Here is a 23089-nt window from a genome sequence, read left to right as displayed (position 1 = left end):
CACCCCGACCACGGTTGCCTCGGGTGCGCCTAAGTGCGGATCAGGCGCGGCGGAACCGCGATCCGTCGCACGCGAGCGACTCATCCGTGCCTGCGCATGCGCAAGACTGGACGCATGAGCTCATCGCCCGAGGCGCGCCCCGGTGTCCGATTCCTCCAAGGCGCCATGCAGCCGGTGGTCCTCCTGGCGGTGATGTGGATGGTGCGTGCCCTTGACGCGATTCTTCCGGGCAGCTGGAATCGTGCACTGGGCATCGTTTCGTGGCATTTCGGCGGCCTCGATGGTGTGATCGCATCGCCGCTGCTGCATTCGGGCTGGTCGCACCTCATCGCGAACTCCGTGCCTTTCGCAGTTCTCGGCCTGCTCGTGTCGTTCGACGGCATCCGCCGGTTCTGGGCCGTCACCGCGATCGCCGCGGTCATCGGCGGCCTCGGCACATGGTTGGTGAACTCTCCCGGCACGCTCACCGTCGGCGCGTCGGGTCTCGTCTTCGGCTACTTCGGATACCTGCTGGTGCGGTCCTTCGTCGCGCCGTCGCTCGGGCACGGGATCCTGTACGCCGTTGTCGCAGCTGCGGTGGCCGTCTTGTACGGCGGCACCATGTTCACGGGCATCTTCGGCGCCGCCAGCGGGATCTCCTGGCAGGCGCATCTGTTCGGGGCGCTCGGCGGCGGCGCCGCTGCGATCGTGCTGAGGCCCCGCCGACGCCGACAGGAACCCGCGCCGTAGGCGGTCGCGCGACGCTCGGATTCGGCGTGTAGCATCGGAGGCGTGTTCCAGCGAGTGACCCTTCGGGGAGTGAGGAGGTCGTCGACGCGCTCTGCGTCGGCGGCGGACAGAGCCTGACCCGGCTCTCCTTTTCGCGTGCTCTTCCCGAGCCGCGCCCTCACGACGACTCCTGAACAGAAAGCTCATCTCATCATGCGCGTCATCGACGCTGCCCGCATCCGGGCGTCGTTCGTCAACGTCTCCGTTCGCGAACGCAAGAACCTGCCCATGCCAGACCTCGACGCAGTTGCCTGGGATTCCATCGACTTCCTCGGTTGGCGCGACCCGAAGCAGCCGCTCGTCGGCTACATCGTCGCGATCGTCGACGACGAGCCGCTGGGTCTGCTCATGCGTCAGGCCGAGCAGACCCCGCGCAGCCGCACCCAGTGCGTGTGGTGCGCAGACGTGCATCTGCCGAACGACGTCGTCATGTTCAGCACGAAGCGCGCAGGCGCCCCCGGACGCCGAGGCGACACGGTCGGCACCTACGTGTGTGCACGGTTCGAGTGCAATCGCAACGCACGCAGGACGCCGCGCACCGCGTACGTCGGATTCGACGTCGAGGCGGCCCGCCAGTCACGGATCGCAGCCTTCCGCGCGAACGTCGATCGCTTCGTACGCGATGTGACCGCGTCGCGCTGACCTGCCTGAGACGGGTCAGTTCAATCGGTGTCGAAGCCCGCGCTGGGTGTGCCGCCGCTCAACCGACGTGCCCCGGGGATGCGAGAGCCCCGGGGCACGCCGCTTCTCACCATCGAGTTCCCGCGGTTCCACGGGCAGGCTGGTCGACGCGCTGCGCACACGCTCACCCACGGCAGGCATCGCCTGCAGAACCATGTCGACGAGTCGGTCGAGAGGCCGCGTCAGCGGATCCGTCGCGGGCACACCGTGCTCGAGTTCGATGTCGTCGATCGCATCGCCGATCTCCGCATCCGTCATGCCCTCGTGGTTGACGGTGACACCGATCACCCGTGTGGCGGCGAACGCCTCGATCAAGTCGATCTCGCTTCCGAGCGTCGGCATCGCCACCATCGGGAAGTCCCCCAGCACCCGCCGTCGAGGCGCGTGCTGAACGATCACTCCCTCGGGACGGCTGCCTCGAAGGATGTGGGCAGACGTCAGATACGCCGGATGGCTCAGCGCACCCTGACCCTCCACGATGATGACATCAGGGTCTTCGCCCTCGAAAGCGGCGACGACCTGGTTCTCGACTTCGCCGGAGCAGAACTGGGGCACGAGCGCGTCGAGCGCCACCCCGTACCGCCCGCCCTGGATGATCGTCGTCTGTCCCGTGCCGACCATCACGGCACGGATTCCCCGCTCCACGAGGGCCTGCACGACGAGGGTCGCCGTTGTGCGCTTACCGATCGCGCCGTCCGTGCCGAGGACGGCGATGCGCGGACAGGTGACTGAGTCGATCCGTCCGGAGAAGAGGTGCAGATCCTTCTTCTCACGCGGTCGCCGGATGTCCGTGATCGTGACGCCCGCGAAAAGGCTGGCCGCGGCGAACTCCACGTCGTCGGCGAGGAACTCGTGCAATCCGTTGATGATGTGCATCCCGCGGGCGATGCCGTCGAGCAGCACGACGCGCTGTGCATCGGAGAGCAGTCCATCAGCGGGTGCGACTCCGCAGATCAGATAGTCGGGAACCTGCCCCGCAAGCGAGATCGCCTCGTCGAGACTCGAGAGCACGGGGATCCCGTTCGGGGTGCCGTCGAGGAGCTCTCCAGCGTCCCGGCCCGCGTGCTGGCTGTCGATGACGCTGAGGATGGCGTACTTCTCCGAGTGCCGGACGAGGCCGTTGGCCGTCTTTCCGTCCTGAGCGCCGAACTGGCCCTCGCAGTAGACGACGGCGGTGGACTGTGCTGGTGCGTGCGTGTTCATCGGACTCCTCGCAGTCGCACAGAGGAGGCGACGGATCACGAAGAGCCCGAAGGCGGATCAGCAGACAAGAAGTCTTCTCTGGCTGTCGGCAAGATGCCGACGCTCTCAACCTAGCAGTGCGGGATGTGCGGGAGCCGTGCCTTTCGGGCTGATCGGGTGCTCCTCACCACGGCATCGGAGACTCGCGATCCGGGCTCGCGTCATCCGGTACGTGCGTCAGCTTGTTCGGGCCGGCGCGGATGCACAACCAGCGCAGCATTTCGGCGCCGTCCGGAGCACAGCGCCACGTGCGGCGGACGCCCGTCCCCACTCGGATCGTCGTGCCCGGCCCGACATCGACGACGTCGTCATCGAGAGCCATCTGACCGCGCCCCGCGAGGAACACATACAGCTCCTCGTCACGGGAATGCGCGTGCCAGTACCCGGCTTCCTCCCCCGGCGCCATCGCATTCGCCGTCATCCCGATCCATTCCAACGGCAGCTCATGATCGACGACGCGCCGCCCGGTCTTGGTGGTCTCGGGCCTGAAGCCTCCGACGACGTCGCGCCATTCGTCGAGCCCGCCGAGTTCCGTCACCTGATATTCGCCCATGTCGCGATGCTCCCGCACGCGGCGGCGCGGGTCAACTGCCTACGACCGCATCCGGCTGGGAACATTCCTGACAGATGCGGTCCTGAATCTCGCGGATCACCGATCCGAGGAATCCCCGCGACAGAAGGCCGTTTCCGAGCGGGCCGGACTCGTCGGCGCCCAGCGGCGGCAGCAGCCGGAGCACCGCCTTCTCACCATCGGTCAAGCGCGCCAGCTGCCAGCGGAGTTCGTCCTGCACCGCATCGGGCCGGGCAGGGTTCGCGAGCGATACCGCCTTGGCTGCATACGCCGCGGCCCCGAGTGCGTGCGCCCCCATGTGAGCGACGGCGGATGCCTGCCCGACCGCCCTGGCTGCCGCAGCCCCCGCAGGCGTCGTCGCTGCACTCGCAGCCTTTACCGCGACGAGACGCTTGCCGATCTCATCCGCGGCTGTGCTCTGCCCATTGCCGTATGCGCGCGCACGTGCGACCGCATCGCGCACCTGCTCCTCGGCTATCGGCTCGGCCTCGAACAGCACGAGCACGCGTTCGGCGCAATCAGCCGCCCACCGCGCGATGGTCCGCCGATCCGCATCGCTGAGGGTCTGACTCGAAGCCACTGTCAGATCATGTCATGCGAGGCCGTTCCGGAGGTCGGCGAAAGCAGGTCCCACGCGGTCGCGACATGCGCTAAGTTAGTCGTATGACTAATTTAGGCGATCGAGCAAAATCGCCTCGTGGACAACGCACGCGAGAGAGTCTCATCGACGCCGGCATCGAATTGCTCGTCGAAGGCGGCTGGAGTGCCGTGACGACGCGTGCCGTGGCTGCTCGCAGCGCGTCGAACGCGGGGCTCGTCCACTATCACTTCGGTGGTCTGTCCGGACTGCGCATGGCTCTCGCGGAACGTGCCGCCGAGAGAGCGGTCGGGCCGCTCGTCGGCATGCTTCTGAACTCCGCCGACTTCGACGAGGCGATCAGCGCGGTGCACGTCGGCATCACAGAGCTGGCCTCAGACGATCAGCGCGTCAGGCTCGCAGCGGAGCTCGTCGCCGGGGCGGGCCACGACTCGCAGTTGGGAGCCGCCTTCCAGAAGAACCTGTCCGGTGCGCGCGACGCCATCACAGGCTGGGTCGGAGCACAGCGGCCGCAGTGGTCGCAGGAGCGACGCAAGGGAGTCGCCGCACTCGCCGCGGCCCTGCTCGACGGGTTCCTGCTTCATCGGGCGTTGGACGAGAGCGCACCGCTGGCTGAGGCCGTCACCGCATTGCGCGCATGGGTCAGCGCAGATGATCGAGGGACCCTGAGTTCCCCCGCCGCATAAGAGGTCGCGCCGATGGGCGCCCGACTCACAGAAGGAGCACACCATGAACGATGTCGGCAAACGCGTTCTCGTCGCTGGAGCAACCGGCTATGTCGGTCGCCACATCATCGCCCGTCTGCACGACGAGGGCTTCATTGTGCGCGCGGTCGTGCGAGACAAGGCCCGCGCGTCAGCGCCGGGCGCCTACGGGGCTCCTGCGCTGACCGAGCTCGTCGACGAATGGGTGATCGCGCCCGATGGCGCGGCCGATCTCCGCCCCGACATCATGGCCGGCGTGGATCACGTGGTCTCCGCGCTCGGAGTGACGCGGCAGAAAGCAGACCCCTGGGCGATCGATTTTCTGCTGAACCTGCGCTACCTGGAGCTCGCGGAGCAGATGGATGTCGCTTCGTTCCTCTATGTCGGCGTCATGAACGCGGCCACCGGCTCATCCGCCGTCAGTCGCGCCAAGCACGCCTTCATCGAAGCGCTGAGCCGATCGCGCGTCGCGGCGCAGATCGTCAACCCGTCTGGATACTTCTCCGACCTCACTGAGATCTACGATCTCGCGCGACGCGGAGTGGCGTTCGGCCTGGGCGACGGCAGCGTGCGCCTCTCCCCCATTCACGGAGCCGACCTCGCCGATTTCTGCGCGACCCGCCTCGGCAGCGGCGCAGGCTCCTGGGACGTCGGCGGCCCTGAGGCGCTCACCTATCGAGACATCGTGCGGATCGCATTCGAGGCAGCGGGCAAGAAGCCGCGATACACGCGTGTTCCAGCCCCGCTGGCGTCCGCGGCGGTGTGGACAGCCGACCGGATCAGCCCCCGTGCCGGATCGCTGACGCGGTTCTTCCTCGACGGGATGCAGACCGATTCCGTCGGTGAGCCCCACGGCACGCACACCCTCGCCGACTACTACGCCGCACTCGCGCACTGACCGGCGCGACCGCCCCGACTCGATCGACAAGCAGCGACTGGGTGAGCTGACCCACCCACTCACCGAATCAGACGCAGGAGCTGGTTGGTCGCCTGCCGCTGCCGCTGGAGGGCACCATGAACCGCGCACGCCCTGAAGAGCCACTCGCATTCGACGCGCCTGACGGCGAATCCGCTTGACACATATCCATATGGGAATATGATCGTTAGCATGGCACGAGCAGCGACGACATCGGATGTCTTCAACGCCATCGCCGAACCGCGGCGCCGAGAGATGCTGATGCTGCTGCGGGCGCGCGAGCTGCCGGTGACCGAGCTGTCCCACGAACTGGGGATGCCGCAACCGGGGGTGTCCAAGCACCTGCGTGTGCTTCGGGAGGTCGGGCTGGTGCGTGACCGCAGAGCGGGCAAGCAGCGCCTCTACTGCCTCGATGCCCATGGGCTGCGGGCAGTTCATGAATGGACCGGTGGGTTCGAGCGGTTCTGGAGCGAGAGCTTCGACCGCTTGGACGCCTACGTGCAGGAACTCAAGGAGGATTAGATGAAGGATTCATCCGGATGGGAAGCGCCATCGCAGTCCGCGACGTCAGATCAGGAGATCGTGATCTCAAGATCAATCGATGCCCCGCGCGACCTCGTGTTCGAAGCATTCACAAAGGTGCGGCACCTCTCACAGTGGTGGGGGCCGGAAGGCTTCACCACGACAACCCGGTCCTTCGAGTTCCGCGTCGACGGAGTATGGGACTTCGTGATGCACGGGCCGGACGGGACGGACTATCCGGAGTGGATCACCTGGACCGAGCTCACCCCGCCCATGCGGATCGCCATGCTGCACGGAGAGTACCGCGGCGACCCCAACGCCTTCGAGTCGGTTCTCACCTTCGAGACTGACGGAGAGGCGACGCTGATCGAGATGCGCACGGTGTTCCCCACGAAGGAACTGCGCGACGAAGCCATCGAGAAGTTCGGCGCGATCGAAGGAGGCCGGCAGACGCTGGGCAACTTGGCCGCCTACGTTGCGACTATCACAGGGACAGAGGCGGCGCGCTGACGGCCGGCAAGGTGCTCTTCAGCGTGTCGATGTCGCTGGACGGGTTCATCGCGCCCGATTCCCCTGACCTACGCGGTTGAGCATGCCGCGAAGGACTGACGGATGTCCCCAGCATCGATCACGCCGCTTCCTGCGGCGCGTTCGCCGAGAGCAGGCTCGAGCGCTCGACGCGCGCGGGCGAGCGTGTGCTCGTCGTCGAGTTCGTGCGCTGCGGAGGCCAGGAGAACCCAGTACGTCTCGAGCAGAAGGTCCGCCGGCGGGGCGGGTGCGTCCCGCAGTGCCGTGCGGGCGTCATCGGGACGGCCCTGCAGCAGATGCACGAGCGGCATCGCCCACGGTGCGTGGGGGCCGAGGCTGCCCTCATCGATGCCATCGACCCGCCTTGTGCGAATGAGTCTGCTGAGGGCGCCAATGCCCCGAGAGAATCCGGGCATCTGATCGGTCGACTCGGGTTCGGGCGCGCCGCGGAAGGCATGCCGGAACCAATCGGTGAAGACGCGCGCGAGCGGGCGCTCGACGTCACGGGCCAGGTCGTCGATGGCATCGGCCTCGACCGCGGCCTCTTCGACGCGGTCGAGCGCACACAGCGCCTGCATACGGATGATGCGCCCGCTGATCTCGAAGGTGACGGACTCCGACCGCAGTGCGGCGTCGATGATCTCCGCTCCGATCTCGGCGCGCTCCGCTGCGAGGCCCGCGCGGGCGAACGTCTGCATGAACCGCCCGCTGAGCGCTAGGCAGAGCAGGAGTGCATCGCCCGATGACCGCGCGATCTGCACGGCTTCCCCGGCCTCTCGAACCCGGGCGGCGGCACCCCGATCCTCAAGCGCTATCACCGACAGAAGTCGTGCGCGCGCATGAGAACCGTGCCCCAGGTGCGGCAGCGTACGCTCTGCCGCCGCGACGACCTCGTCGGCCAGCGCCGCATCATCCGATCGCGTCCATACTCCCGGGGCTTCGAGACCGCCGATGACGCGCGCGGTGAGCTTCGGATCGCCGATCCGCTCCGCTGCGAGAATCGCGGCGAGACGCTGGGATCGCACGGTCTCGAGATCGCCCGCGACGGCGAGACTGGACAGAATCGCGCCCGATGCCTCCAGACGCGTACGGGATCTGCTCTTCTCGAGCGCGGTGAGCGCATCATCACTCCAACGACGCGGGCCGCGCTGTCTCAGAATGTCCCGCTCGGCCGCGGCGAGCGCTGGGCCGGGGTCGAGTCCGAGATCGTCGACCAGAACGGTGCGAGCACGACGCAGCACCTCGAGCGCTTCCGCCTGACGGTTCGCATGATGAAGCGCGTCGGCCAGCAGACGCCAGCCGTCTTCGCGCCACGGATGCTCGATGACGTGGGAGTCGAGGAGAGCGACGGCCTCCTGCGCGCGGCCGCACGAGATCTGTGCCTCCGCGAGTCGCTCCCTGACATCGGCGCGCAGAGCTGTGAATCGTGACCGCTGCCGCAGCGCCCAGGCGCGGTCGGCGAACTCTTCGAACGCGTCGCCGCGCCACTCGGCGGCCGCCGCCCCCAGCTTCGACGCGACTGCGTCGGGAGAGGCACCATGCGCCTGACTCACGAGACGCGTCACTCGCCACACGTCGACGGAGTCGTCCGGCAGACGCAGCGAGTATCCCGCTGCCTCCGTGACGAGAAGCGCCGTCTTCTCATGCGGTCGGCGGTCGGGTTCGAGGAGGCGCCGCAGTTCCCCGACGAACGTGCGCAGGGCGCCCAGCGGGTTGTTCGGCGGCGAACCGTCCCAGAGATCGTCGATGAGCTGCCAGCTCGGCACCGGCTGCGAACGCCCGATGATCAGGAGCGCGAGGAGCTCACGAAGCCGAGGCTTGCTGATGACGATCTCGTCTGCACCCGATGTGACCTGAAGAGAACCGAGCACGCGTACGCCCACAGCATTCACCGTCTCAGCCTAGAACGCCCGCTGATCTTCCGCTGATCGCTGCCGCGGATGCTGGCAGCACCCCAACCGAATCGGAGCATCAGGACAATGACCCTCACCATCCCCGGCTTCACCTACCAGCGCATCGAGACCGCACCCGGTGTATCGCTCAATGTGGCCGTCGCAGGAACCGGCCCGGCCGTGGTCCTCCTGCACGGCTTCCCCGAGACGCATCTGATGTGGCGCTCGGTGGCTGCCGACCTCGCCACCGATCACACGGTCATCTGCCCCGACCTGCGCGGCTACGGCGCGAGCGACCATCCGGATGAGTCGGACGAGAACACGTACTCGAAGCGCACGATGGCAGCCGACATCGTCGCACTGGCGCGCCGGCTCGGCCACGACGCTTTCGCGCTCGCCGGACACGATCGTGGCGCACTCGTCGCCTTCCGCGCGGCTCTCGATCACCCGGCGGCGGTGACGCACCTGCTCTCGCTGGACGTGCTGCCGACGCTGGACATGTGGAGCATCCTGCGCGGCGCCGACGCCAAAGTGGCGTGGCACCTCTACCTGATGGCGCAGCCGGCGGGCGTTCCGGAGCCCATGATCCGAGCCACCGCCGACGCTTTCTTCGCGTCATTCATCGACGGCTGGGTGTCCGACCCAGCGGCGATCCCTGAGGAGTACCGAACGGAGTATCTGCGAGCCTCGGCTGCGGCCGTCACGTCGATCGTGGCCGACTATCGGGCATCTGCAGGCATCGATGTGGTCCACGACCAGGAGGACCGTGCGGCGGGGAGGACTCTGACGATGCCGGTCACGGTCATCCAGCAGGACTGGGGCGCTTCCCTCGGCTACGACGCCGCCTCATTGTGGGGCGCATGGGCTCCCGACCTCGAGCACCGCACACTGAGCGCCGGCCATTTCATGCCCGAGGAAGCGCCGACGGAGATCATCGCGCAGCTGCGCGCCCTGCTGCGCCGTTGACGATCCGACCTGCCGCGGCTGCTCGCTCATCGGCAAGAAGCCGCGGCAGGTCACATAACGATCCTGTTGACGGCTCAAGGGCGAAAGTAGGAGACGCAGCATCCCAACCGCAGCCATCGGGATCGTCCTCGCTCCGACACACTCATATCGAGTCGAGCATCTTCTTCGCTGTCGCGCGGACGAGGTCGTGGAGTTCTTCTGGGCTGTCGACGATCACGTCGCCGTCGAGTGCGGCGATGATCGGAGGAAGCCAGTCGAGGCGCTCGGCGTGGATCTCGGCGCGATGCCACGGCGCACCCGACTCATCGCTCGTCTGATCCAGCACCTCCAGGCGCGCGATGCTCGCGGGCAAGTGGGACCGGATATTCGCCTCAGCGGCACGAATACGCAGCACCGCGGTCCATCGGTAGCCGGCGGCGGCAAAGCGGTCCGCAAGCGAGACGTCCGACACGCTGTGTGACGGCTGGAACGCCTGCGAGACTACGCGGGCCGAGTCGATCCGGTCGAGTCGGAAGATCCGCTCCTCGCCGACCGCAGTGTCGAACGCGACGAGGTACCACCTCCCCGCGTGCCGATCGATCCGGTACGGGTGCACTTTCCGGCGCGACGGAGTCCCCTCGCGATTGCGATAGCGCAGGTCGAGGACGTTTCGGCGCCGGATGGACTCCGCGACTGCGAGGATCACAGCCGGTTCGGGGATGTTCAGCGGCCGATCGACGTGGTCCGGTATCAGCCTGAGTACGGAGTCGATGCTCTGTTCGTCCTCCCGCCGGACGCTGCGTCTGATCTTGGCCAACGCCGTGTGCAGGGAGACGTCCGGTGTGCTCGGGTCCGCCAGAGCATGGGCGAGTCCGGTGTGCAGCGCCACCAGCTCTTCGGCACTGAAGGCGATGGGGACGGCATGCTGACCGGGCGCCAGGCGATACCCGCCGTACCGGCCGCGCACGGACTCGATGCGCACCCCGAGGTCAGCCAGTCGTGCCACATCACGGCGCACAGTGCGTTCGTCGACACCGAGACGCTCCGACAGCTCCCTCACGCCGCGCTGGTGGGCGGACTGAAGCAGCTCCAGCAGTTGCAGCGCACGAGCGGTCGGATCAGACATGCTCCCATCATCTCCCAATACCGGACGAGTTTCGCCCGGTATTGGTCGTAGCGTCGTTGACGGCGGCCGGGCCTGCTGGTCGCTTCCCATCCGATACCCGCGAGGAGAGTTCCTGATGAATCTTGCCGCCACGCGGATCTTCACCGACGACGTCGACGCATTGGTCGAGTTCTACGAGACCGCGACCGGAATCACCGCCGTGCGCCCGCACCCGCTGTTCGCCGAGCTTCGCACCCCGACCGGCACGCTGGCGATCGCCAGCACGCAGACAGTGCCTCTGCTCGGCGAGAACGCCGCCGAAGCGCGGTCCAATCGCAGTGTCGCGCTCGACTTCCTCGTCGACGATGTCGACGAAACGCATCGCGCACTCCGCGATGTCGTCGACACGTTCGTCAACGAACCCACGGACATGCCGTGGGGCAACCGATCGCTCCTCCTCCGGGATCCGGACGGCACGCTGATCAACTTCTTCACCCCGACCCGTCCCGATGCCCGCGAGCGGTTCGCGCAGCAGACTTCGTAGCACCCTGCCCGTGCGCGGGATCGGCGGCCTCCGCCCCGGGCGCACGACGAGTGCCCGCCCTCGGGACCAGTCGAGGGCGGGCACTGCATGCGCGCCGGAACTGCGCGAACGCCCTGGACCTGCGGCCGACACCACGCATGCGTTGCACATCACAATGAGTGAGTGTACAGTCACTCACATGTCGCAACGACGTCTCTCCTCAGCCGATGCTCGACGTCCCGTCATCGTGAACGCGGCTCTCGTCGCATTCTCCCGCGGCGGATACGCAGGCACCACGGTCACCGACATCGCGCGCGAAGCGGGTATCTCGAGCGCGTATGTGCTCAAACTGTTCGGAGGCAAAGAGGCTCTCTTCGTCACCGCCATCCACGAATGCTTCGACCGCATCGAGCTCGCCCTCGACGCGGCGCCCGTTGTCGACTCCCCCGCCGCGACGCTCGAGGCGATGGGCGACGCGTATGCCGAGCTCATTGCAGACCGCACACTGCTGCTCATCCAGGTGCACGCACAGTCGGTCGCGACGGTCCCGGCTATCGGCGACGCCCTGCGTGCCGGACTCGCACAGATCACGCGGTTCGCAAAGCAGCGCTCCGGCGCCGACGACCGCGACGTGCAGCGGTTCATCGCGTACGGGCAGCTCTGCCACCTCGTTGTGACATCCGGAATCGCGGACATCGATGAGGACTGGTCCCACATCCTCTCCGATGGCCTGCGCCACCCTGATATCTGAAGGAGCCATCATCACGATCTCACCCGACATCCTCATCACCGGCGCAACCGGCTCCACCGGCGGCGCCACCGCCCACGCGCTTGCCGCGCGGGGCGTGACATTCCGATCGATGTCTCGCAGCGCGTCCTCTGCGGAGTTCGCGGTGCAGGCCGACCTCGACGACCCCGACAGCGTGCGCACAGCACTCGACGGGGTGCGCGCGGCCTATCTGGTGACGCCGTCGACGGAGCGCGCAGAGGCGCAGCAGCGGCTGTTCATCGATCTGGCCGCGGAAGCGGGAGTACGCCACCTCGTCCTACTGTCGCAGCTCGGCTCCGTCACTGATTCTCCGGTCCGATTCCTGCGCTACCACGCCGCCGTCGAACAGCACGCTTTCGCATCCGGGCTCGACGTCACCGCCCTGCGGCCGAACCTTTTCATGCAGGGACTGTTCGCCGTCGCGGCGATCGTGCGCGCGAGCGGCACTCTTCCCGCGCCGATCGGCGATGCGCGCGTGAGCCTCATCGATGTGCGCGATATCGGAGAGGTCGCCGCTCACGCTCTGACATCCCCCTCCCCACTGGGAACCCAGACGCTCACAGGACCGGAAGCGCTCACCCACGCCGAGATCACCGCGCATCTCTCCTCCGCCACGGGGAGAGAGATACGCTTCGAAGACATCGCGCCTGAACGCTTCGGTGAAATGCTCGCGGGCGTCCTCCCGCCCTGGCAGGTCGATGGCCTGCTCGAGGACTACGCCCACTACGCCCGTGGCGAGGCCGCAGAGGTCTCACCAGCCGTGCCTGAGCTTCTGGGTCGCCCGGCGCGTACCTTCGCAGACTTCGCAGGAGAGAGCGCGACGGCATTCCGGAGCGAGTGACTGAATCGTCGGCACTGCGCAGCACGCGCAACCGACATGGCAACGCATCCCGCGTTCGCGACCGCGGGAACGCGCGTACCGTGCGTTCCCTTCTCTGACAAAGGTCGCTGCGAAGAGCCCTGTCCGCCCCCGCTCGCGCGTCGACCGCTCGGGCTCCGGCCCTACTCATTCATCGGCCAGACCTCGACGACACCGTGCGCGACCGCGCACGGTGTCGTCGAGACCAGCGCGATCGCATGTTCGAGGTCGTCCGCTTCGAGGAGAGTGAATCCTGCAACAGGCAGCGGGGACGTCATGAACGCACTGCTCTCGTGGCGAGTTCCCGCTTCCTCCGGGTTCCGAACCTGCACGGGCGCTCCGGACGTCCACATCCGGGCGCCGCTTGCACGCAGGTCCGCGTCGTGTGCATGAGCACGATCGCGGACCGCGGGATCCGTCTTCTCGTATCCGGCGGCATCTCCGTAGCCGATGGCGATGAACGTGGGCATGAGCTCTCCGTGCGTCGGGGATCCGCGGCTACCGAGCACGCGAAGCCGTTCCGCTCCGAAGCCGACCCGACCGCACACCGACCTGTTCCCTCAGCGTATCGGCGGCCGCATTCGGGTCAACGATTCCGGCGACGCCACAGCACCGACATCACACCGGATGTCCTTCCGCGAGTGCGAAGTCGACTGCGGCAGCGGCGTGCAGGGCAGTCGAGGCGAAGACCGGTACGGTGACGTCGCTTTCGCCGACGAGCAGCTCGATCTCGGTGCATCCGAGGATGACGCCTTCGGCACCGGCGGTGATGAGACCCTCGATGATGCGCTGGAACTCGCGTCGGGACTCGTCGCTCACGATGCCGAGCACGAGTTCCTCATAGATCACTCGGTCGACTGTCGCTCGCCCGCCCGCATCCGGGACGACCGTCTGCACGCCGTTCGCTTCCATGCGCTCGCGATAGAACTGCTCCTCCATGGTGAAGCGTGTGCCGAGCAGCACGACTTTCGACAGCCCAGCGTCATTGACCGCCTCACCGGTCACGTCGACGAGATGCAGGAGCGGCACGCCTACCGCGCTCTCGATATCGCTCGCCACCTTGTGCATGGTGTTCGTGCAGAGCACGATGGCCTCGGCTCCGGCGGCCTCCAGCGAGCGCGCTTCCTCCGCGAGCAGCCCGCCGGCCGCCGCCCACTCCCCCGCTGTTTGCATGCGCTCGACCTCGGCGAAGTCCACGGAGCCCATGACGCAGCGCGCCGAATGCAGCCCACCGAGACGATCGCGCACCCTCTCGTTGATGAGTCGGTAGTAGAGAGCAGAACTCTCCCAGCTCATTCCGCCGATGAGGCCGATCTTCTTCATGCGGACGACGCTACCGCGCGGGACGAAGCTGGCGCAGCAGGACGCGATCCGTGGGGCGAACAGCGCGGCGGCACCCGGGTCGAGCGCACGATCGATCTCGACGTATCGCCGAGAGCATCGTCAACCGACCCGCAGCGCGCAGGCCCCGCCGAAGCAGTCTCAACGTACCCGTCGGCCTGATACCGCGGGGCGCCCGTTGGGGGCCGACGATCGGTCACTGTCTCCCTGCGTTTCTTTCACTGGCTGACGGCGGCGACCATGCTCGCGATGTGGTCTGAGACGGATGGAGCGGCCAGGGTCACGGTCGCGGCCAGTACGCTCAGGGTTGATATCGTCTCGTTGATCAGGAAGGTTTCACGTGCGGAGCACGGGCCGTTCACGCTCCGGATTCTCGACGCGAGTGCTGCTCGTATGCGGTGCCCTGGCAGCAGTTCATCTCATGTTGCATCTCTCCACCGTCGGGCTCCTCACCGTCCTTGCATCGATTTCGCCACCCCTCTATGCAGTGGTGGCAAGCGTGCACGGCGCGATGCCGTTCCTGGCCCGCCGGCTGACGAGAACCCCAGGAACCGCCACGGTCACCGCTGCCGTTGCGGGTGTGATGGTCGCCGTGTCGAGCCCGTCCGGCATCATCCTGCTCGTGCCGCTGCTTCTCACCGGTGCGGTGATCGACGCTGTCGTATGGCGCGCGGACCGAGAGACCGTGATAGGCGCTCGCGTCGAGATCCGCTACTACCTCGCCGGCATCACTCTCGGGATCTTGTTGTTCACGGTGTCGCTCAGCGTCTTCTCCCTTGAGCACCTCACACCCGTCCTCGTTCTGGGCACTCTAGCCGCGCGCGTTGCCGGTGAGGTGATCGGTGTGGCACTGACGGGTGTGTGGGCTCGAGGACTGCGGCGCGCAGGGGTGGGCGACGATCGTACTGGCGTATCGGCATATCGTTAGGCATTGATGACTTCTCAAAGCGACCGGTCCTCGTCGACGCTGCTGGGCGCGGCCGAAGCTGAAGCGTTGGAGCAGAAGCTTCGACGAGCCGTCGATGACGGGGACTCCGCGAGTGTCGTCCGCCTCGTCGAGGAAGAGTGGCCTGTCCTGATGGCGGTGGCTGTCCCGGCGCTTGACGCCGCGTTGCATGCGCTTCCTCGGGAGTTGTGGGTGGCGCACCCGACGGCGGCGGCCGTGCGTGAGTGTCGGCTCAACGTGCGCGGAGACACGAGCGACCTCGACCGACTGGCGATGAACACCCGCCTCCCATCGCAACCGCCCGATCTTCGGAAGGTGGGGCGGAGCGGGTCTGCGCGAAAAGCGATGAGCACCGCAGCCGCGTTCATGCTCGCGTACCGGCTCCACGGTCAGTATCGGAAGGCTCTGCATTTCGCGACCATCACCGAGGAACTCACCCGGCATGCGTGTGTAGCCCAGCCGGGAAGGATCGCGATCCGTGTTCCGAGCGCGATCCTGCAAGTGGGGATCACCCGCCTCCTTGCCGGCGAATACCACCGTGCGTCACTGCTCTTACGGGAAGCGTACGAGCTACGAGATGAGACGTGGGATGGCCGGGTCGGAGGAGATGCCGCCGGAAAGCTCGCGCTTCTGTTCGCGATCCGCGGGCACACGGTCGAAGCCGAGCGATGGTTGTCCCGCCACGACCACGGGGCTGGTTCCCTGGGGTGGATGGTCCCCCTTGTGCAACTGTCCGCCAAAGTGGCTGCGGTACTGATCGCGGTTGACCGCCTCGACCAGGCTGCCTCCGAAACAGCACTCCGCGAACTCGAGATTCAGGTGAACCGGGAGCGTTCGTGGGCGCCGTTCGTCACCTACGCCCGCTCACGGTACGACCTGCTCTGGGGCGACCCCAGGACGGCACTGAACAGGATCGACCGCACCCGCGCGTTCACCGGCGTCTACCATCGGACCGCCGGCATCGAACCGCGACTGGATGCCGTGCGAGCGGACCTGCTCCTCGCCGTAGGACGCACCAGTGAAGCTCAGGAGCTTCTGGCCGAACGGCAGGACAGCCCACATCTCGCTCCAGTCGCCGCGCGCCTCGCACTGCTCGCAGACAAGAAACCGGCTGCGCGGGAACACATCGCCGCAGGCCTTGCCGCGGACGAGGTCGATCTTCGCTCACAGGTCGATCTCCTCATCACATCTGCTCTCGCGGAGGATTCACCCGCGACAGGGCGTCGACACCTCCAGCAGGCGATCACTGCCGCCGCCCAGGGCCATTCCTACTCTTCCTTCGCACTCGCACGACGCTCGTCGCTCGTCGATGTCGTCAACGCGATGGATACCTCAGATCGCGCAAGGGCCGAGAAGTTCCTGTCGATGGCACCAGAGCCGCTACCGCTGACGATCGATCTGGTGGAACTCACCGCCACGGAAGAGAAGGTCCTCGCCCTCCTCGCCGCCGGTGAACCCCGACCCAGAATGGCCCAGCTGCTGTTCGTATCTGAGAACACCGTGAAGTTCCACGTGCGCAACCTCTACCGGAAGCTCGGCGCCGATTCTCGCGAGGACGCGCTAGCACGGGCTCATCACCTTCGGCTCCTCCAGACCACCGACGCTTAGCAGCGCTTCCCGCGCGCTCAGGGGTGGGATGAGGGGTAGTTTCCTTCCCTATGAGTGGCGTGTGAGTGTTCCTGGCAATTTACTAAGTCTCGGCTGTCTCCAAAATGGAGTCGCCGCACGGAGCTCCGATCGAACTCGCGGTCGATGCCAGTGGTTTATGCAGCGCACTACTTCACAGACTCGGGGAGTTCTATGAGCCGCTCACTTTCACCGACGCGATCGCGTCGGGGATTCCGCAGCATACTGTCGGGGGTGACAGCGCTCTTCGTTGCGTTCGCCACCGTCTTCGTCGCCACGCCCGCGATGGCCGCACCTGTGTACGAGATCACGGCGCGCTGGGCGGATGACACTCCGACCACTCTCGCGAGCGGTGACGTCGTCACCGCGGAATGGCGTGTAAACGTCAACGACGATGCCGAGGCGCCCTCGAACGAACCCGTCGACGACGTGAACTTCACCCTCACTCTGGAGAACGGAGTCTTCGCCTCGCTTCCGGACTCGTGTATCACCGGTGGCACCCCGGAGTCTTCGATCTCCGACGATGGACGCACTCTGGTCTGCAACATCGGCACCCAGGATCAAGGATCCGCTCACGTCATTCAGACCGCCGTACGCGCGGACGGCGAGACGAGGTCGGAACTCACGGCTTCCGGAACGATCGACGGTCAGACCGCCGATCTCCCCGCACTCGTGATCGAGAACGAGTTCGGCATGGACATGCTGTGGGGGACGCCCACGGGCGCTCTGCAGTTCTCCGAAGGGTATGTCGACGTCGACTTCCAGTGGACGCTCTTCCTCCGGGACGGCTCCGAGGCTGGTCCGGACACCGTCAGCTACACGGTGGATTTCAGCGCCACGAACGGGTCAGCTGTATCCGTGACTCCCGGGGCCGGCTGCGGTCAGTTCACGCAGTACGCGGCCGCGGCGCACCCGTGGTCCGGCGGCGACAACCCGGCTGACCAGGTGGCGCCGTTCGTCGGCTCGTGCACCCTCACCCCGACAGGGACTCCTGGCCAGTTCACGCTGACGCTCACGGGGATCGACTACTCGTTGGCACAGGTGCCCAGCCTGGATTCAGCTGGCCGCCCCCTGCGCGTCGATGCGAGCGCGATCGCCAGCGGACAGGTGAGTTTCCGCGTCGAGACGACGACCAACACGGGGACGACTCTGACGACCGATGCTCCGACGTACACCGCCCCGGGATCGGGCGCGATCTCTGTGGACGACGACGAGAACAACACGTCGAGCAAGGCGATCACCTTTCCCGGAGGACACAGCAACGGCTATCAGCGCGCCTATACCGGTGACGGCGGAACGGTATGGGACGACAGCTACCGGGTTTCCCCTGGCACGGAGGTCCGTGCTGTGGGGAGCATCGACACCCAGGGTCCCCGCTACGCGGGATACGACCCCGACTCGCTTTTCGGATTCTGCCAGGTGCTCGACACGCGATATGTGACCTTTACACGCGCCGAACTGCACGATTCCGTTCCCGCGAGCTCACTTCAGTACTATGTCGGCGACGATGCACTGGTGGATCCGGCGTCGGACGCCTACGACCCCAACACCTTCCGCTGCACGACCGGTGGTGTATCCCTCACGGGTGGCAACGGATGGGTCAGCACTCCGCCCGCTGACCTCTCGACGGTTCGCGCCGTTCGTACCGTGTACCCTTTCTCGGAAACCCAGGTCTCGGTTGCTCGAGAACGACTCACTCCGTACTTCACGATCAACGAAGATGTGCCTCCCGGGACGGACGTCTGGACGTTCGGCGCCGCAATCGTCGACTCGCTGCAGCCTCTGTACGGCTCCTCTCGGGTGACAGATATTCCGGACGCGCGCTATCCCTACACCTCGGCGTACCGTGATGTTCTGCGCGTCGTGTCTGCGACGCCGAACGTGTCGAAGAGTTCGGACCGAGCGGCACTTCGGCCGGGTGAGCCGGCGACCTTCACGCTGCTCTACTCCGCAAACGGTGAGGGTGGCGTACCCGAGACTGTCGATGGATACACGCTCGTGGACACGCTCCCCGCAGGCATGACGTATGTCGCGGGTTCCGCAACGCCGGCGCCGGTCGTCACGACGGACGATGAGGGCCGGCAGGTGCTCACGTGGACGTTGGATGACGTTCCGACGAACACGCAGGTCCCGCTGAGCTATCAGGCTGTCGCTGATGACTCCGTGACGCCTGGGGAGGTGCTCACGAACACAGCAACCGCAACGTACGCCGGGCAGAGCCGATCGGCCACTGCGCAGGTGACCGTCTCCTCGGCGGGCTACACCACGATCGGGAAGTCCGCGGACACCCCGTTCATCCCGAACCTCACTGGCGACGGCGTGGGTGAAGGGGCCTGGACGGTGACGTTGCGCTCGTTCGATCCGCTTGCGCAGGCGTACACGGACACGATCGACATCCTTCCCTTCATCGGGGATGAGCGTGGTACTGAGTTCTCGGGTGACTACACGCTGACGGGCATCGATGCGGCTGCGGGCGCGACGGTGTACTACACGACGGCAGATCCGGCCACACTTTCGGATGACCCGGCCGACGCGTCCAACGGTGAGGCCGGAACGGTTGACGGGAACACCGTCGGCTGGTCGACCACGTTCACGCCGGACGCCACGGCTGTGCGGGTGATCGGTGGCGAGCTCGCCCCGGGCGCCACGCAGCAGTTCACCGTGAACGTCGCGACCGATGGCGTCGAGGGTGGCGACACACTCGTCAACCGAGCACAGGCGCGCGATGGTCACACGGAGCTTGTGATGCGGACGTCTGCGCCGATCACGATCGCGAACTTCTACTCCGCGTCGTTGAAGAAGTACGTACAGGACGCGGATGGTGAGTGGCGCGACGCGAACACGGTCGAGGACTATCCGACGTTCGCGGTCGACGACACGATCCGCTACCGAGTCGTCGTGGAGAACACCGGACAGGGCGCACTCACGGGCATCGAGATCTCGGATGATCAGCAGCCCGAACTGGGCGCTTTCGAGATCGACGAGCTTGCTCCGGGCGACAGCGAGGTGCATGAATACGAGATCATCGCTGACGACAGCATCGGGGACGGTGTCGTGAACACCGCCTGCGCGGCTGCCGACATCCCGGAGGATTCCGGTGTCGCGCCGACGATCAACTGCGACCCGGCGGGCGTCGAGATCGACGGCGACGCGACGCACACCAAGGAGATCGTCTCGGCGTCGCCGATCGGCGGCGGTCAGTGGGAGATCGTGTACGCACTCGAGGTGACGAACACGTCGACGGCGTCGACGTCGTACTCGCTGGCGGACGAGCTGCACTTCACAGACCAGGTCGACATCGTCTCCGCTGAGGTGACCGACGCGCCCGACGGCGTGACGCTCGCCGACCCCGCATGGGACGGCCAGGGGAACCTGGATGTCGCAACCGACGTCGCACTGCTCGGCAACGACGATGACGGCTACGCCCCGCACACGTATCTGCTGACGGTGGTGGCCGATGTGCCGCTGCAGTTCGAAGACGGTGCAGGCGACCTGCCGGCGACCGAGTGCGTTGGCGAGGGGGAGGACACCGACACTGCGTTCAACAACACCTCCGAGCTGACGAAGTCGGACGGGGAGGTCGAGCCGGACCAGGCATGTGCCACTCCGCCGGAGATCGACATCGACAAGTCCGTCGCGTCCGGTCCGACCGCCAACGGCGACGGCACCTGGACCGTGACGTATGACCTGATCGCGACCAACACCGGTGGCGTGCAGGGTGACTACGACATCGTGGACCGGATGACCGCCTCTGGCGACCTGGAGGTCGTGTCCGGTGCCATCACGACAGCGCCGGCGGGCGTGACCCCGTCCGCCACCTGGACGGGTCGCGGTGCCGTCGATGCGCCTGAGAATGTGATCGCGACCGGTGTGACGCTCGACGCGGGCGCCACGCACACCTATCAGGTCGAGGTCGTGATCGGTCTCGCCGAAGGCACGGAGGGTGCCCCGGTGATCACCGAGTGCTCCGAGATTCCGGCCGAGGGCCAGGGACTGTCGAACACGGCGGAGATCCGGCACAACGACCTCACGGCCGACGATGAGGCCTGTGTCACGGTCGGTGTGGTCAGCGTGGACAAGAGCGTCTCGGCCGGTCCGACCCCGAACGGGGACGGCACCTGGACGGTCGTCTACGATATCGTCGCCACGCACGCCGGCGGCGCGGCCGCTGACTACGACGTGACCGATCGTCTGAGCTTCGGCGAGGGGATCGAGATCGTCGATCATGAGGTCCGGTCGCTGGACGGCATCGACGTCAACGCGGACTGGACTGGGCGCGGGGCTGCGGACTCCGACCCGGAGAACCTGATCGCCGCGGGCGTCACCGTTGAGATCGGTGAGTCGCACACGTACCAGGTCGAGGTCACGGTCCAGATGGACGAGGCCACGATCGATCCGGGCGAGCTGCAGTGCGCGTCTCCCGGCAGCGGCGAGCCTGGTGGCCTGAGCAACTCGACCACGCTGACCAGCAATGGCATCGTCGGCCAGGACAGGGCATGTCCGACTCTGCCGCTGATCGAGTTCGACAAGGTGCTCTCCGATGGCAGCCCCATCGCCAACGGTGACGGCACGTGGACGATCGAGTACGACGTGACGGCGAGCAACATCGGGCAGTCGACCGGCGACTACGACCTCAGCGACCGGCTTCGGTACGGCGCCGGAATCGACGTCGAGTCGGCAGAGATCATCGACGCGCCGGACGGTGTGGAGCCGAGCTCCGACTGGACCGGCCAGGGCGCTGCGGGTGCCGCAGAGAACGTCATCGTCACGGATCAGCCTCTCGACGCGGATGAGACGCATGTCTTCCGGGTGGTGGTCGTCGCCTCTATGGATCAGGATGTCGTCACCCCGGCCGACCTGGTCTGCCCGGAGCCCGGTTCGAACGAACCAGGCGGCTTCGCGAACACGGCCGGCCTCGTCCACAACGGCGAGGACCAGACGGACATCGCGTGCGTGACGACGCCGCTGATCAAGACCACCAAGTCTCTCTCGGGCGCGGTGACTCCGGTCGATGGTGAGGACGGTTTCTACGACGCGACCTACGAGATCACGGTCACGAACAGTGGTGCCGGCGCCGGGGACTACGACCTCGACGACGAGCTCGCACCGGGTGAGGGTGTGACGGTCGTCGGTATCGAGGACGTCACGTCCGACGCACCGGACGCAGAGGAGCTCAACGCCGACTTCGACGGTCTCCAGGACGTCCGGATCGTCACCGGGCAAGCGATCGCGGGTGCAGAGGGTGCGCCGGTGGTGCACACCTACACGGTGACCGTGCGGTACGCGGTGAACCTGGCCGGAATCGATGTTCCGGACCGTGACGTCTGCACCACTCCCGGTGGTGACGCGCGGCCGGGTACGTTGAACAACACGGCGACCGTCGACTGGAACGGTCTGGAGGATACGGACAATGAGTGCGTGGTCCCCGGCGAGCCCACGCTCGACAAGGCCATCGTCTCGGCCATGCCGGTCGGCGACGGTCAGTGGGAGGTCGTCTACGATCTCACCGTCGGCAACACCGGTGACGAGGCGACCGCCTACGACCTGGACGACGAACTCCTGTTCGCGCCGCAGATTGGAGTGGACGCGGTGGCCGTCGTCGGCCCCGAGGGGATCGTGACGAACGACGGGTTCGACGGAGACGTCGACCAGCGCATCGCGACCGACGTGAACATCATCGGTCTGGACGACGAGGGCTACATGCCGCACGTCTACCGGGTGACGGTGATCGCGGATGTTCCGTTGTCGTTCGACTCCGGCGACATCGGGGACGACGGGACGGCATCGCCGGCCTGCACAGTTCCCGCGGGCGGCAACCTCATCGAGCAGGGGCTGAACAACGCGGCCACCCTGACCGACGAGACCGGCGGCACCATCGTCGACACCGACTGCGCGAACGTCCCGTCCATCGACATCGTGAAGACCATGGACGGCGACCCGGTCAAGGGCTCCAACGGACGCTGGACCGTCAACTACACGATCACGGTGGACAACGACGGAGCAGCAGCCGGCGAGTACACACTCACCGACCAGCTCCGCTACGGCGCAGGCATCGAGGTGCTCTCCGCAGAGGTGACCACGGCTCCGACCGGCATCACTCCCGCGGCGACGTGGACCGGGCTCGGCGAACAGGGTGAGGACGAGAATGTCGTCGCCACGGACGTCGCCCTCTCTGCCGGAGCGGTGCACACGTACCGCGTGGTCGTCGAGACTCGCCTCGACACCGACGCCGCCGATGCGACCACCCTCGTGTGCCCGGAGCCAGGCAGCGGCAACCGCGGCGGGTTCGCGAACACCGCCGGTCTCGATCACAACGATCTGACCGACGAGTCGGCTGCCTGCGCTGTCCCGGAGTGGCCGGAGGAAGTTCCCCCGCCGCTCGCGATCACCGGTGGAATGATCGGCCTCGGGGTGCTGGGGACGGGTCTTCTGCTCCTGGTTGCCGGAGGCACATTCCTCCACCTCCGCCGCAGACGGGCGACAGAGACCGCCGATGTCGCGCTTCTCGGCTGAGTAGGACCAGGGCCCGCTTCGATTCGTCGGAGCGGGCCCT

At 66.7% G+C, this 23089-nt stretch carries 20 protein-coding genes; 13 read left to right on the top strand and 7 right to left on the bottom strand.

The annotated features are described in order from the left end of the window. The first annotated feature begins 114 nt into the window (after positions 1–114). Together DZG09_RS08710 and DZG09_RS08705 are read left to right on the top strand one after the other, a co-directional pair. Positions 115–729: a rhomboid family intramembrane serine protease gene (locus DZG09_RS08710; RefSeq protein ID WP_240423787.1), complete on the top strand. Its 615-nt coding sequence runs from the start codon at positions 115–117 to the stop codon at positions 727–729. A 192-nt stretch (positions 730–921) separates the two neighbouring features. After that, on the top strand, positions 922–1410 hold the full coding sequence (locus DZG09_RS08705; protein WP_119697192.1) for an FBP domain-containing protein: 489 nt from the start codon (positions 922–924) through the stop codon (positions 1408–1410). Between the two features lie 15 nt (positions 1411–1425). Here DZG09_RS08705 and DZG09_RS08700 read toward each other — a convergent pair whose 3' ends face one another. The 3 genes from DZG09_RS08700 to DZG09_RS08690 all read right to left on the bottom strand — a co-directional run bounded on the left by DZG09_RS08700 (position 1426) and on the right by DZG09_RS08690 (position 3842). Next, complete coding sequence (locus tag DZG09_RS08700; protein WP_119697191.1) at positions 1426–2652, bottom strand: N-acetyltransferase DgcN family protein; 1227 nt, start codon at positions 2650–2652, stop codon at positions 1426–1428. 163 nt (positions 2653–2815) lie between these two features. After that, positions 2816–3244, bottom strand: coding sequence for a cupin domain-containing protein (locus DZG09_RS08695; protein ID WP_119697190.1), 429 nt, complete (start codon positions 3242–3244; stop codon positions 2816–2818). A 31-nt stretch (positions 3245–3275) separates the two neighbouring features. After that, entirely contained in the window at positions 3276–3842 is a 567-nt protein-coding gene (locus DZG09_RS08690; RefSeq protein WP_119697189.1) for a putative immunity protein, read from the bottom strand. An 83-nt stretch (positions 3843–3925) separates the two neighbouring features. Here DZG09_RS08690 and DZG09_RS08685 point away from each other — a divergent pair, with 83 nt between their 5' ends. The 4 genes from DZG09_RS08685 (at position 3926) to DZG09_RS08670 (ending at position 6512) form a co-directional block, all read left to right on the top strand. Continuing rightward, positions 3926–4546, top strand: coding sequence for a TetR/AcrR family transcriptional regulator (locus DZG09_RS08685; RefSeq protein WP_119697188.1), 621 nt, complete (start codon positions 3926–3928; stop codon positions 4544–4546). Positions 4547–4589: 43 nt separating this feature from the next. After that, positions 4590–5462, top strand: a complete 873-nt coding sequence (locus DZG09_RS08680; RefSeq protein ID WP_119697187.1) for an SDR family oxidoreductase — start codon at positions 4590–4592, stop codon at positions 5460–5462. A gap of 210 nt (positions 5463–5672) precedes the next feature. Continuing rightward, positions 5673–6002 (top strand): ArsR/SmtB family transcription factor, encoded by a 330-nt coding sequence (locus tag DZG09_RS08675; RefSeq protein ID WP_119697186.1) that lies wholly within the window; start codon positions 5673–5675, stop codon positions 6000–6002. Then, positions 6003–6512, top strand: a complete 510-nt coding sequence (locus DZG09_RS08670) for an SRPBCC family protein (RefSeq protein ID WP_119697185.1) — start codon at positions 6003–6005, stop codon at positions 6510–6512. Between the two features lie 68 nt (positions 6513–6580). Here the strand turns inward: DZG09_RS08670 and DZG09_RS08660 are convergent, their stop codons facing one another. Further along, positions 6581–8422, bottom strand: a complete 1842-nt coding sequence (locus tag DZG09_RS08660; RefSeq protein ID WP_119697184.1) for an AfsR/SARP family transcriptional regulator — start codon at positions 8420–8422, stop codon at positions 6581–6583. 87 nt (positions 8423–8509) lie between these two features. Between DZG09_RS08660 and DZG09_RS08655 the strand changes: the two genes are divergently transcribed. Next, positions 8510–9388, top strand: coding sequence for an alpha/beta fold hydrolase (locus tag DZG09_RS08655; protein WP_119697183.1), 879 nt, complete (start codon positions 8510–8512; stop codon positions 9386–9388). A 142-nt stretch (positions 9389–9530) separates the two neighbouring features. Here DZG09_RS08655 and DZG09_RS08650 read toward each other — a convergent pair whose 3' ends face one another. Further along, entirely contained in the window at positions 9531–10493 is a 963-nt protein-coding gene (locus DZG09_RS08650; RefSeq protein ID WP_119697182.1) for a helix-turn-helix transcriptional regulator, read from the bottom strand. Between the two features lie 115 nt (positions 10494–10608). On the opposite strand from DZG09_RS08650, the gene DZG09_RS08645 reads away from it, so the two are divergent. The 3 genes from DZG09_RS08645 to DZG09_RS08635 all read left to right on the top strand — a co-directional run bounded on the left by DZG09_RS08645 (position 10609) and on the right by DZG09_RS08635 (position 12605). Then, entirely contained in the window at positions 10609–11016 is a 408-nt protein-coding gene (locus DZG09_RS08645) for a VOC family protein (protein WP_119697181.1), read from the top strand. A gap of 178 nt (positions 11017–11194) precedes the next feature. Then, positions 11195–11746 carry a TetR/AcrR family transcriptional regulator gene (locus DZG09_RS08640; protein WP_119697180.1) on the top strand — a complete coding sequence of 184 codons (552 nt, stop codon included), beginning with the start codon at positions 11195–11197 and terminating at the stop codon, positions 11744–11746. Continuing rightward, complete coding sequence (locus DZG09_RS08635; RefSeq protein ID WP_119697179.1) at positions 11721–12605, top strand: NmrA family NAD(P)-binding protein; 885 nt, start codon at positions 11721–11723, stop codon at positions 12603–12605. The genes DZG09_RS08640 and DZG09_RS08635 overlap by 26 nt, the downstream gene beginning before the upstream one ends. Positions 12606–12766: 161 nt before the next feature. Here the strand turns inward: DZG09_RS08635 and DZG09_RS08630 are convergent, their stop codons facing one another. Both DZG09_RS08630 and DZG09_RS08625 read right to left on the bottom strand, forming a co-directional pair. Next, positions 12767–13093 (bottom strand): YciI family protein, encoded by a 327-nt coding sequence (locus DZG09_RS08630; protein WP_119697178.1) that lies wholly within the window; start codon positions 13091–13093, stop codon positions 12767–12769. A 148-nt stretch (positions 13094–13241) separates the two neighbouring features. Further along, complete coding sequence (locus tag DZG09_RS08625; protein WP_119697177.1) at positions 13242–13946, bottom strand: aspartate/glutamate racemase family protein; 705 nt, start codon at positions 13944–13946, stop codon at positions 13242–13244. Between the two features lie 508 nt (positions 13947–14454). On the opposite strand from DZG09_RS08625, the gene DZG09_RS08620 reads away from it, so the two are divergent. From DZG09_RS08620 to DZG09_RS08610, 3 genes are all read left to right on the top strand, one after another. Next, positions 14455–14892: a hypothetical protein gene (locus DZG09_RS08620; protein WP_162893240.1), complete on the top strand. Its 438-nt coding sequence runs from the start codon at positions 14455–14457 to the stop codon at positions 14890–14892. A 363-nt stretch (positions 14893–15255) separates the two neighbouring features. After that, on the top strand, positions 15256–16518 hold the full coding sequence (locus DZG09_RS08615) for a helix-turn-helix transcriptional regulator (protein ID WP_162893239.1): 1263 nt from the start codon (positions 15256–15258) through the stop codon (positions 16516–16518). A gap of 252 nt (positions 16519–16770) precedes the next feature. Continuing rightward, the gene (locus DZG09_RS08610; RefSeq protein WP_162893238.1) at positions 16771–23049 is read left to right on the top strand and encodes a DUF7507 domain-containing protein; all 6279 of its coding nucleotides are present in this window, start codon (positions 16771–16773) and stop codon (positions 23047–23049) included. Positions 23050–23089 lie beyond the last annotated feature (40 nt).

Origin of the sequence: Microbacterium halotolerans (assembly GCF_003569805.1) — a bacterium.
GTDB lineage: Bacteria > Actinomycetota > Actinomycetes > Actinomycetales > Microbacteriaceae > Microbacterium > Microbacterium halotolerans.
Note: the sequence above shows the minus strand (reverse complement) of the source record. Positions and strands in the feature narration are given on the sequence as shown.